Source organism: Gardnerella sp. KA00255, assembly GCF_049244095.1.
Lineage (GTDB): Bacteria > Actinomycetota > Actinomycetes > Actinomycetales > Bifidobacteriaceae > Bifidobacterium > Bifidobacterium vaginale_F.
On the sequence record NZ_CP058374.1, the window covers coordinates 59,001 to 71,319 of the forward strand.

Here is a 12,319-nt window from a genome sequence, read left to right on the forward strand (position 1 = left end):
AAGAATAGTAAAATTTTTATTTATTAATGTTTTTTCTTTGCTAAAGTTGTAAAAAATGTTGCATAATGACGATATGAGTCGCTATAGTCCTTATTTATGAACGACAACATTAAACAATATGCAACAGCTGAAAATAAGCCTGCAATTAGTGAGCCAGCTTTTCGTTATAATGCACGCTTGGCTCAAGATATTGAAAAGCGTTGGCAAAAACTTTGGGATGACCAGGGTACATTCTGGGCCGCAAATGTTAAAGGCGATTTAAAAGATGGCGATGGTAATAATGCTAATGGCCGTCCAGCTTTCTTCGCTATGGATATGTTCCCATATCCATCGGGTAAAGGTTTGCATGTTGGACATCCTTTGGGATATTTAGCAACAGATGTTGTAAGCCGATATCATCGCATGAAGGGCGAAAATGTACTTCATGCTATGGGTTATGACGCTTTTGGTCTTCCTGCAGAACAATACGCAGTGCAAACAGGACAGCATCCTCGCATCACTACTGAGGCAAATATTGCTAATATGCGTCGCCAGTTGCATCGCATGGGTTTGAGTTTTGATGATCGTCGTTCTTTCGCAACGATTGATACGAATTATGTGCGTTGGACGCAATGGATTTTCTCAAGGCTTTATGACGCTTGGTATGATCCTGAGTTTACGCGTAAAGACGGCGGTAAGGGTTCAGCTCGTCCTATTAGTGAGTTGGTTGACGAGTTTAAGAGCGGTAAGCGCGAAATTCCAGGTTTTGCTGGAAAGAATTGGGAAGATTTAAGCAAGATCGAAAAAGCTGATGTGCTTAATGATTTCAGAATAGCTTATATTTCTAAATCTCCTGTTAATTGGTGCCCAGGTTTAGGCACAGTGCTTGCTAACGAGGAAGTTACTGCAGAAGGTCGTTCTGAGCGCGGTAATTTCCCTGTATTCCAGCGTCATCTTCGTCAGTGGTCTATGCGAATTACTGCTTATGGTCATCGTTTAGTTGAAGATCTTGACACTATTGATTGGCCAGAAAAAGTTAAGCTTATGCAGCGAAATTGGATTGGAGAATCTCACGGTGCTTCAGTTCATTTTGATGTTGAATGCTCTGATGGAAAAACTCGTGATTTGGAAGTTTATACTACTCGTCCAGATACGCTTTTTGGAACCACTTTTGCTGTAGTTTCTGTTGACCATCCTCTTCTTGAACATATTCCAGATTCTTGGGAATCTGACGTTCCTGAAAGCTGGAAGGGTGGATACGAAAATCTTAAAGAAGGTTTGGCTAAGTATCAAGCTCAGACTCGTGCAAAAACAGCTAAGGATCGTACAGAAGACGCTGGATCTAAAACTGGTTTATTCACAGGCTTATATGCAATTAATCCTGTAACAGGTGCAAAGTTGCCAATTTTTGCCGCTGACTATGTGCTTATGGATTATGGTACTGGTGCAATTATGGCTGTTCCTGGAGGAGATCAGCGAGATTATGACTTCGCTGCAGCTTTCGGACTTCCTGTAATTTATACAGTTAAGCCTTTGCCTGAATCTGATGAGAAACTTTCGGATTATGAAGGAAAAGCACCATTTGTTTCGCACGATGGAATTGTTATTAATTCCTCTGTAGATAAGACTTACAAGCGCGGTGACGCGTTGTCTATCGATGGTTTGCGTGTGGATGATGCTATTGAAAAAGTAAACGAATGGCTTGAATCTGCAGGAGTTGGCAAGGGTAGAGTTTCTTATAGACTTCGCGATTGGCTGTTCTCTCGCCAACGTTATTGGGGAGAGCCATTCCCAATTGTTTACGATGAGGATTCGGTTGCTTATTTGCTTCCTGATTCTAGTCTTCCAATTGCGCTTCCAGATGTTCCTGATTACCAGCCTAAGACTTATGCTCCTGACGATGCTAATTCTGAGCCAGAAGCTCCGCTAAGTCGCAATGAGGATTGGGTTAAAGTACAGCTGGATCTTGGTGATGGTGTAAAAACCTATTATCGAGATACAAATACTATGCCTAATTGGGCGGGATCTTGCTGGTATTACATGCGTTATCTTGATCCTAATAACTCTGAAAATATGGTTGATTCCGAAGAATACAAGTATTGGATGGGTGTTAAGGATGGGCAGAATTCTAAAGCCGGCGGTGTTGATTTATATATCGGCGGTGTAGAACATGCTGTTTTGCATTTGCTTTACGCAAGATTCTGGCATAAAGCTTTGTATGATTTAGGCTATGTTGGCACTCCAGAGCCTTTCCATCGCTTATTTAATCAAGGTATGATTCAGGCTTATGCTTACACAGATGATCGTGGTCAATATGTACCAGCAGCTGAAGTTGAAGAAGGTGCTCCAGATTCTAATGGTGAACCAACTTTCACTTGGCACGGAGAGCATGTTAATCGTGAATTTGGCAAAATGGGTAAGAGCTTGAAGAATATTATTACCCCAGATGACATGTACGAGAATTATGGAGCAGATACGTTCCGCTTGTATGAAATGAGTATGGGACCTCTTGCTGAATCTCGACCATGGAATACTCGTAATGTTGTTGGTGGTATGAGATTCTTGCAACGCTTGTGGAGAAATGTTGTAAATGAAGAAACAGGAGCTTTGGCAGTAACTGAAGATGCTCTTGACGATAAAACTTTGAAGCTTCTTAACAACACTATTGCGGAAGTAACTGTAGAGATGGAAGCTATGCGTCCTAATACAGCAATTGCTAAGCTTATTGTGCTCAACAATCATATTACTTCTTTGCCGCATGTTCCACGCGCTGCTGTAGAGCCGCTAGTGCTGATGCTTTCTCCTATTGCTCCTCATATTTGTGAGGAAATGTGGAGCAAGCTCGGGCACAACACGTCTATTGCACACGCAAAGTGGCCTGTAGCTGATTCCAGATATGTTGGTGAGGATACTGTAACTGCTGTTGTGCAAGTAAAGGGCAAAGTTCGCGCAAAACTTGAAGTTGATCCGAATATAGAGGCTAGCGAGCTTGAAAAGCTTGCGTTAGAGGCTGTTGCTGATCGTTTGGGTGGTAAAGCTCCTCGAAAGGTGATTGTAAAAGCTCCTAAGATTGTTTCTATAGTTCCTGACGAAAGTTGAAATTGACGGAAGTTGAAAGATAATTTAAGTTTTATTTGCAATGTTTTTTAGTTTCTTTGAGACTAAAAAACAAAGCTGTAGTTGCAATGTGGTTTTGTTTTGGCAATAGCTTGGAACTTCTGACCACATAGCACGATTTTTCTTGAAAGTGCTCATTCCTTCATGCATAGTTGGAATGGGCACTTTTGTATTTATTAAAGCGAAAGTTGGGGAATTTTATAGGGTATATAAACAAGTTGGGGGTGTATATGCAAGTAAACAAAGTTCAATCTCTTAATGAGCTTATGACAAGCGATTCTTGCGTATTAAAAAGAAACAGAGAAGATGAAGATAGTGATATTAATCGCGTTTCAGGAGTTAGATTACGTTTTAAGCCAATTCATGCTCTTTCGTTACTTCTTGTTTTAGTTGCCGCTTTATGTGCTAGTCTTACGCTTCTTATTACGCAATCTGTGAATTATTCTCGAGCTGAAACTTATAGAATTAATTCTTTAAAATCACCTTCTCATGACGATTCGTCTTATTTGCATTACGATGAGCATGAATCGGCAAGTGAAAGTAATAAAGAAGCCGAAGATGATGATGCTAAAAGTGTTGGCGTTGATCGTGTTGGCGTTGAGCGTGTGAATGGTAAGCGTGTTGATAGTAAAAAATCTAATGTTTCAGAAAATGTTTCAGAAAATGCTTCAGTAGAGAAGTCAGAAAATAAATCAGCATCGAAATCAGAAAATAGGTCGGAAGGTAAATCAAAAAGTAAGTCAGAAAGTAAGTCAAAAAATAAAGTAAATTCTGAAAGTAGTGCCGAAAAATCATCTTGTATAAATTTAAATACTGCTAGTGTTGAAAAATTGCAACAATTACGCGGAGTTGGTCCTAAGATGGCTGAACGCATTATTGCGCATAGAAAGCGTTTTGGTAGTTTTAAACGAATTAACGATTTGATGAATGTCAAAGGCATAGGTGCTAAAACTTTAGCTAAATTCCGCGAAAAAGTATGTTTTAAATAAATATTTATTTTTGCTTTAGTGATTGCTTTAGTTGTGTTGGATTTATTTGTGTTGGATTCGCGGGCATTTTGCTTTAGTTGTTTGAGTTAGTGATTTTAGTTTTCTTTCTTTTGTTTTGGCTTTAGAAATTCTGTGTTTTCGTGCGTATTTGTAAAGGCGTTAATTATGGAAGATGTATCGAGATTAGTTGTAGCGAAAAAATTAAAAATAGAAGAAGCTATATTCTTAGAAAATGGAAATAAAGATTTTAGAATGTTGCCTATTGCTGTAAGCATATGGATTGGGTGCTTTTGCGGAAAGTATTTAAGTGACTCTTTAGGGTATTCATTTAAAAAGCCATTTAAAACTTTCTCTAATAATTCCAAATATGCTACGAATTTTACTTTATTCGTATGTTTGATTGTGTTTACAGTACTTTTATTATGCTTAATAATCTATGTTGTAGTTTCAAAAAGTAGTAGTAGGACGAGCTTAAAGCTGAAAAAGCTGAAAACTATACGATCTGTTTTTAAAGTTTTTATTAGTAATTTACAAATTTTTGTTAGACGCTATAACCTACTTTTTCTTCTTGTAATTTACGCAGTTATGTTATCTTGCGTAGTTAGTTTTGCGTATTCTCGCGTTGAATCCGCAGATATAGTTAGGAAAATAGCTTATGGCAATGCAAATAATGAGAATTCTTATTCTCGTGCGTTAAGTAATAATGCGAGTTTGTATTTGCAGAAGAATCCAAGTTCTAAGATTATTGCAGATTTGACTGTTATTTCTCCGCCTAAGGTTTCAAAATCTTTTCGCGCAGATTGCTATGCGAATGTTTCTGTGTCTTATTTAAGATTTGAGAATAGTCAATCGGATGCTGTTCATAATCTTCAGGCTGTTCATAATCTTCATAATCTTCATAATGAAGTTGGTTCAAAGAATTTTGCTTATAAATCATATGCGAGCGCAAGATTGTATTCATATAAGCCTTTGTGCTCAAGTTTGTCTTATGGATCATCTTTTCGCTCTGAAGTAACGATTGGAATTTCGAAATTTAATCCAGATATTGTTGAATTAAGTATTCCAAAAAATATTAGTAATATTCTTTCATTTAAGAATCCAAGTTTGTATCATTCTGCGTTTAATTCGTTATGGAAATCTTTTTATAAAGTTGCTGAAAATCTTGATGATCAGGGGAAAATATTGGTTCCAGGGCTTACTGTTGGTTTGCTTGGGCAAGAATATGTGCTAACTGATTCTAAAGATAGTAGTAATAGCAGTCTCAAGGTTGATTCTACTTATGCTGATTGTGTTAAAGATAATTTTCAGCATGCTGGCATTATGCATTTAATGGCGGTATCAGGAGGTCATTTTTTGCTTCTTTCTGCATTTATACGTAAAGTCTTCTCTTATTTTCTTATTTCTAGGCGTATTACTGCTTTTTTGAAATGTTAGCTTGTGTTGCTCTTGCTGGAATTGTTTACCCGTCTGCTTCAGTTTTGCGAGCGCTTATTATGGGATTAATTTCCGCTTTAGCTTTTGCGATTGGAAGGCCTTATCAATCTATTAGTGCTTTAAGCTGGACTGTTTGCTTTGTATTACTAGCTAATCCAAGTTTTGCATGGGATTACGCTTTTGCTCTTTCTTGTTCTGCAACTTTAGGAATTATTGTTATGGGAATTCCTTTAAGTAATTGTTTTAATATGATCATGCCTAAATGTTTATCTTCTGCTTTAAGTATGACTATTGCTGCTCAATGTTTTACTTTGCCAATTCAAATATTGATACAGCCTGAAATATCTTTTATGGCGACTTTTGCGAATCTCATGGTTTCGCCATTCGTGGATTGGGCTACTGTATGTGGTCTAATTTCACTAGCATGTTCTATTTTTAATGCAACTTTAGGATTATTTTTTGCTCGAGCTGCTTGTATTGGTACGGATATTATTTCCAGGTGTGCTCAGTTCTGTAGTCAATGCGAATGGGCAGTATTTCCTTGGTTAAAAGGATCTTTAGGATCTTGGCTTATTTTTGCTGTTGAATTAAGTGTGTTTGTATCTTTATCTGCTTTATCTCGATTATCAAAAAAGTGCGATATTAGAAGTGAGTGTTATTTATCAATGCAATTAGTTTTTAGTAAAACTAGAAGAATTATTGATGATTCATTAAAATTATTTGCTTCATAGTAACATGGTCTATGCGTTATTGCTTGATTTTCTTAGACAATATCGTGATATTTTAGCGAGTAAATATAATTAGCGAAATATGGGGGATTTATGGCGTCTAGTCATGTGATTGATCCTCTGACACTTGTTGTTGGAGGTGATGCATATCTTAATGAATTAAATGCTAAAGATGTGCGAGATAGTATTCGCTTAAAATATCCTGAGGCAGAAATATTAACTTTAGATGCGAGTGTTGCAAATAGTTATGCTTTTGATGAAGCTATTGGGCCTTCGCTTTTAGGCGATGAGACAATAGTAGTTGTTAATGATATTCAAAATGCAGACGATTCGCTTGTTGAAGCTATTGAATCGTTTGCTAAATCTTATTCTATTAATGATTCGTCTTCTCAAAATAATCGTTGGGTTATTGCTCGTCACGAAGGTGGGTTAAAAGGTAAATCTGTTATAACGCGTTTAACTCGTGCTGGTGCTCATGTTATTAACGTTCCCGATATGAAAAAGCCTGCAGCGCAATTGAATTTTATAATGAGCATTTTTGAAAGATCGTCTAGAAGTATTGATCCTCAAGCAGCTCAGCGCTTAGTTGCAGTGTTAGGGAATAAAACAGATGAATTAGCTTCGTTGTGTTCTCAGTTATGCTATGACTTTGATGAGAATCCTATTAGTTTGAAAACTGTTGACAAATATTTAGTTTCAGATCCTCAAGTAACTGGATTTTTTGTGGCGGATAAAGCTGTTGCAGGTCGTACTGGTGAAGCTGTTTTAGCTGCTCGTACTGCTATCAATCAGGGTGTTGATCCTATTGCTCTTATCGGTGCTCTTGCTGCCAAAATGCGCATTATATCTAAAGCTATTGCTGTAAGAAATGGTGAGATTTCTCAAGCTGAAGCAAAAGTGAATCCGTGGGCATTGAATATCGCTATGAAACAATTAGCTGGTTGGTATAGTGATGGAGTTTGTGAGTGTGTGAAATGTTTAGCATGGGCAGATGAGCAGTGCAAAGGCGGATCTAGCGATGCGAATTATGCTTTAGAAAAGTGTATTATGCTTATTGCGTCTCGCGGTAAATAAGGAAGAATAATACGATGGTATTAGATGAAGAAAAAAATGTAATTCTGCGCGTACCAACAGATTCTGATATGCGTGAATTGGGTAAATCTGTAGCGTCACTGGTTAAAGAGGGAGACGTTTTGCTGCTTTCTGGTCCTCTTGGGGCTGGTAAAACAACGTTTGCTCAAGGTTTTGGCGCAGGGCTTTCAATTAGTGAGCCGATTGTGTCTCCAACTTTTACTATTGCGCGTGAATTGCATGGAACTTTCTCTGATGGTAAGCCTGCGACTTTAATTCACGTTGACGCTTACCGTTTGGGTGGCGAAGATTTTGCTCCAGGCCAAGATACTGTTTCGCGTTTGCTTGACGAGCTTGAATCTTTGGGACTTGACGAAGCTTTGGAGGAGCCAGGAGATGGCACTGTTGTGCTTATGGAGTGGGGCGAGCAAATGGCTGGAGTACTTGCTGCTGAGCGCTTAGAGGTTCATATTGAAAGGCCTATTGACTCTTCACAAGTAGACGATTTTACTAGCGATGGCGAGCGAATCGTAACTTTGAAAGCTGTTGGCAAGGATTGGCTTAATCGACTTGCAAAATTGTAATTAAGAAATAGGTGAGTAAATATCGATATAAATACGCGAGTAAATATCGAGAATGCAATAAATATCGCAATAAATATCGCAATAAATAAAGCAAGTTGTGCTAAGCGAGTAAGCTAGTCTGGTACGTGATTTTGAGGAATAAACATGAGTAATACGCTGATTATTGACACTTCATTTGGTTCTACTGTTGGAATTGTTGGTCATGAGCCGATTGTTGAAACTGACTCACGCACTCACGTGGAGCGTTTACAGGTAAATATTGCGAAAGTTGTTGAGGCTGCTGGCCTTCAGCCTTCTGATATTAAACGCGTGGTTGTGGGAGTGGGGCCTGCTCCTTTTACTGGTCTTCGCGCAGGATTAGTTGCTGCGAAAGCAATCGCGTTTGCAAATAATGCTCAAATTTTGGGGTGTGATAGTCTTCTTCCTCAAAGTTTGATGATGCGCTCTGGTGCGTTTGAAGAAGCGATTAAGAATGGTGTTATAGAGAAGGATTTGTTGCTAAATATTCCGGATTCTGTGGATTCTTGCGACTCTAATATTCGTCACTACGTGCTTTCACTAAACGATGCGCGCCGCCGCCAAGTGTACATGTCTTTATACGACGATGAAGGCAATGCGCTAATCAATATGGATATTGACTATCCGCAAAATGTTGTGACTCGTGTAAACGAGTATTTAGCGAGCGAAACTAGCGAAAATTATTGCGTGGATGTGCTTGGACACGGTGCTAAAAAGTATGTTGAAGATTGGCGAAATATTGCGCATATTGGCGTTATTGCAGAAGTTTCTGCGCTTGACTTGGGTGTGCAAGGCTTGCAAATTTTCGAACAGTGCTCTTTGGAATGTGCGAATAAAGATGAGCACGTAAAAGCTGTTGAACCCCTTTATTTGCGCCGTCCGGATGTGTCTGTACCAAATCCGCTTAAGCATGTGCTTGGATCTGGCGAAGCGAATAAGGCAAAAGAAAAATAGAAGCGTTTTTAACGATTTGAGTAATTATGATTGTTGATATAACGCGTTCTAAATTTCCTGCAGTAGCCGAAAATTGCAATATAGTGCCTAAATGCGATTTTACATGCGATGAGTTAGCGCAAAAAATAGCTCCTATTGAAGCCGACTTATTTGGCAAAGGCTCATGGAATGAGAGCATGATTTCGCAAGAATTGCAAGCTCCTATGCGCGCGTATTACGCTCAAATAGACGAAAATACGCATACGTTATGCGGGTATGCCGGCTACTGGTTTGACGGCGACGATGTGCAAATAATGACAATTGGCGTTGCAAAACAATATCAACGAAAAGGCATAGCATCTAAGCTTTTATCAACCATGATTAAAACCGCAAAACAGATTGGTGCTAAACGCATGCTGCTAGAAGTACGCGTTGATAATGTTCCTGCGCTCGCACTGTATGAACGTTTTGGTTTTGTGAAAATGGGTTTGCGAAAACGTTACTATCAGCCAGAAGGCGTGGATGCGTACACGATGTGTGCTGACTTAAATGAGACTTTAAATGAAATTTTAAAAGAGAATAACTTAACTTCCGCAAAAAATAACGCAACTGAGGAATAACGAGGAATAACGAGGAATAGCAATGAGCGAAGCAATCGTATTGGGAATTGAATCAACTTGTGATGAAACTGCCGCCGCTATTGTGCGTGGACGTACGCTGGTGTCAAATGTGGTGGCATCTTCAATGCAGGAGCACGCGCGCTACGGCGGTGTGATTCCAGAAATTGCTTCTCGTGCGCACGCTGAAGCTTTCGTGCCGGTTGTTTCTAAAGCTTTAGCAGACGCAAACATGGATTTAAGTGATGTTGACGCGATTGCAGTAAGTGCAGGTCCTGGTTTAGCTGGCTGCTTAGCTGTGGGAGTTTCAGGAGCTAAAGCCTTAGCTTGGGCTGCAAATAAGCCAATTTATGGTATTAATCACGTAATAGGGCATATTGCGGTAACGCAATTGCAATTCGGTGACGTGCCGGAAGATGTGCTTGCTTTAATTGTTTCAGGCGGCCACACTTCGCTTCTTCACGTGAACGATATCGCTAGAAGTATTGATGTTGTTGGTACAACTTTGGACGATGCTGCAGGCGAGTGCTTTGACAAGGTTGCGCGCTTGCTTGGATTCCCATACCCGGGTGGCCCTCATATTGATAGGCATGGTCGTCTTGGTAACCCAGATACTTTAAAAGTTCCGCAAGGTTTGACGCAAGGCCGTTCCGGCAAAGAGCATCCGTACGATTTCAGCTTCTCGGGTGTAAAAACTGCTGTTGCTCGTTGGGTTGAAGCACGCGAGGCTCAAGGTCTTGAAATTCCTGTTGACGACGTGTGTGCTTCTTTGGCTAATTCTGTGGCGGAAGTGCTTTCCAGAAAAGCTATGATGGGTTGCGAGCAGTACGGTTCTAAAACGTTGATGATTGGCGGTGGATTCTCTGCTAACTCGCAGCTTCGTGAGCATTTGTTGGCTTGTGGCAAGGAGCATGGAATTGAAGTGCGTTTGCCAGAGCTTAAGCTTTGCACGGATAACGGTGCGATGGTTGCAATGCTTGGCGTGAATTTAGTGGAAGCAGGGGTTCGTCCTTCTGCTCCGGATTTTGCAATAGATTCTGCTATGCCGCTTACAACGGTGAGCTTATAATAGTAGAAATAATAAAAGTCGCGCTAAAAAGTAGCTAAAAGTAGCGATAAAAAATCGTTCTAAAAATAAGTGAGGTGTTTTGTGCAGTCAGTTAATTCGCGTAGTGGAATGTTGCGAGTAGGTGAGAAGATTCAGTTCACCGATCGTAAAGGTAAGCGAATTACTGCACAACTTGTTGCAGGCGGTGTTACACAAACTGAGCACGGTCTTATTTGTCATGATGACGTGATTGGAAAGAGCGAAGGAGTTGTAATTACTACTGTTAGCGCGAAACGTGAAGCTCAGCAAGCTATTGTTGATCCTTCTAAATCGTCCAATAAGCCTTGGAAGGCAGCACGCGCTATTGGTGGCTGGGATTATGTAGTTATGCGACCGCGCATGGTTGACTATGTGCTTTCTATGCCTAGAGGCGCGCAAATTATGTATCCGAAAGATATCGCGCAAGTAATAGCTTTAGGAGATATTCGCTCAGGTATGCGCGTTTTGGAGTCGGGTGCTGGTTCTGGTGCTATGAGCTTAAGTCTTTTAGATGCAGTTGGGGAGAGTGGAAATCTTACTACGATTGAGCTTCGCCCGGATTTTGCGCGAATTGCCGAATCTAACGCAACTTTGTACTACGGGAAGCGACCAGAATGGTGGAATTTGCTTACTGGCGATTTTGATTCTGTTGCAAAAACTTTAGAAGCTCATAGCGTGGATCGCATTATGCTGGACATGCTTGATCCTTGGAACCGCCTCGAACAAGCGCATAGAGTTATTGTGCCGGGAGGCGTACTAATTTCGTACGTGACGACTACTACGCAAATGTCTAGAATGGCTGAAGCTTTGCGAGAAAGTGGCATGTGGACTGAGCCAGAAATTCAGGAAACATTGGAGCGCACTTGGAAAGCGCAAGGTTTAGCGGTTCGTCCAGATCACGCGATGATTGGCCACACTGGATTTTTGATTGTTTCGCGCGCAATGGCAGAAGGTTTCAGCGCTTTGAAGAAGCGTGAGCATGGAACTAAAGATACTGTTAGCGATATTGACGATATGACAGAAGAAGAGCGCGCTGAACAGTTGGAAGACTTGTCTTTGCGCGATATTTCAGATCGTAAACTTCGTAAAGTATTACGCGATTTAGATATACAACTCGGATATTTGTCTGCCGGGAGGTAATTATGGCAACTTCAATAAAGAAAATTGCAAAAAAAGCTCGACATTCTGATTATATTTTATTGCTTATGCGACATGCAAAAGCTGAATCTCCTACTATGGGTAATGATTGGGGTCGCGATCTTACTGATAAAGGTCTGAAACAAGCGAAAATAATGGCAAAAGGTTTAGAGAATATGAAGCTTGTTCCAAACTATATAGTTTGTTCTAGTGCAAATCGTACTGAGCAAACAATGCAACGTATGCTTAAACGTTTTGGGGATAAACCTGTAGCATCTTCACGTAAAAGTCTTTATGATGGCGGTATGCAATCAGTTATGGATGAATTATCGCATGCTAATGATTCAAAAATAACAATGATTATTGGTCACGAACCTACTATGTCGATGGCTGCACAGTGGCTTTCGTCTGCTGAGTCTGATCCTGATGTTTTAAGTGAAATGCGCTTAGGTCTTTCTAATGCTTCGATTATTATTCTTGCATCGGAAAGACCTTTTTCTTTATGCGGATTACGAGGAGCTACAGCTCTTGCTGTTCTTAAACCACAAGATTTTGAGTGACTAATATAAAATTTAATAAAATTTATAAAAAAATAGTAAAAGATACGAAATAATATTAAAAAATA

Annotated in this window: 11 protein-coding genes; all 11 read left to right on the forward strand. The window is 39.8% G+C overall.

The window, feature by feature from the left end; translation table 11 throughout:
• Positions 1 to 96: 96 nt before the first annotated feature.
• The 11 genes from leuS (at position 97) to HXT51_RS00270 (ending at position 12,254) form a co-directional block, all read left to right on the forward strand.
• Entirely contained in the window at positions 97 to 3,078 is a 2,982-nt protein-coding gene (gene leuS / locus HXT51_RS00220; protein ID WP_415691908.1) for a leucine--tRNA ligase, read from the forward strand.
• A gap of 248 nt (positions 3,079 to 3,326) precedes the next feature.
• Entirely contained in the window at positions 3,327 to 4,085 is a 759-nt protein-coding gene (locus tag HXT51_RS00225) for a ComEA family DNA-binding protein (protein ID WP_180978616.1), read from the forward strand.
• Positions 4,086 to 4,250: 165 nt separating this feature from the next.
• Complete coding sequence (locus tag HXT51_RS00230; RefSeq protein WP_421776500.1) at positions 4,251 to 5,519, forward strand: ComEC/Rec2 family competence protein; 1,269 nt, start codon at positions 4,251 to 4,253, stop codon at positions 5,517 to 5,519.
• On the forward strand, positions 5,513 to 6,250 hold the full coding sequence (locus tag HXT51_RS00235; protein WP_421776501.1) for a ComEC/Rec2 family competence protein: 738 nt from the start codon (positions 5,513 to 5,515) through the stop codon (positions 6,248 to 6,250). Before HXT51_RS00230 ends, HXT51_RS00235 begins: the two co-directional genes overlap by 7 nt.
• Before the next feature lie 90 nt (positions 6,251 to 6,340).
• A complete protein-coding gene (gene holA, locus HXT51_RS00240; RefSeq protein WP_415705665.1) occupies positions 6,341 to 7,321 on the forward strand; it encodes a DNA polymerase III subunit delta in 981 nt (326 codons plus the stop codon).
• Positions 7,322 to 7,335: 14 nt separating this feature from the next.
• Positions 7,336 to 7,902 (forward strand): tRNA (adenosine(37)-N6)-threonylcarbamoyltransferase complex ATPase subunit type 1 TsaE, encoded by a 567-nt coding sequence (gene tsaE, locus HXT51_RS00245; protein WP_415691912.1) that lies wholly within the window; start codon positions 7,336 to 7,338, stop codon positions 7,900 to 7,902.
• 144 nt (positions 7,903 to 8,046) lie between these two features.
• A complete protein-coding gene (gene tsaB, locus HXT51_RS00250) occupies positions 8,047 to 8,874 on the forward strand; it encodes a tRNA (adenosine(37)-N6)-threonylcarbamoyltransferase complex dimerization subunit type 1 TsaB (RefSeq protein WP_421776502.1) in 828 nt (275 codons plus the stop codon).
• Positions 8,875 to 8,900: 26 nt separating this feature from the next.
• The gene (rimI, locus tag HXT51_RS00255) at positions 8,901 to 9,473 is read left to right on the forward strand and encodes a ribosomal protein S18-alanine N-acetyltransferase (RefSeq protein ID WP_421776503.1); all 573 of its coding nucleotides are present in this window, start codon (positions 8,901 to 8,903) and stop codon (positions 9,471 to 9,473) included.
• A gap of 22 nt (positions 9,474 to 9,495) precedes the next feature.
• Positions 9,496 to 10,539, forward strand: a complete 1,044-nt coding sequence (gene tsaD, locus HXT51_RS00260; RefSeq protein WP_004106430.1) for a tRNA (adenosine(37)-N6)-threonylcarbamoyltransferase complex transferase subunit TsaD — start codon at positions 9,496 to 9,498, stop codon at positions 10,537 to 10,539.
• A 108-nt stretch (positions 10,540 to 10,647) separates the two neighbouring features.
• Complete coding sequence (locus HXT51_RS00265) at positions 10,648 to 11,697, forward strand: tRNA (adenine-N1)-methyltransferase (RefSeq protein WP_421776783.1); 1,050 nt, start codon at positions 10,648 to 10,650, stop codon at positions 11,695 to 11,697.
• 2 nt (positions 11,698 to 11,699) lie between these two features.
• Entirely contained in the window at positions 11,700 to 12,254 is a 555-nt protein-coding gene (locus HXT51_RS00270) for a SixA phosphatase family protein (RefSeq protein ID WP_421776504.1), read from the forward strand.
• Positions 12,255 to 12,319: the final 65 nt, after the last annotated feature.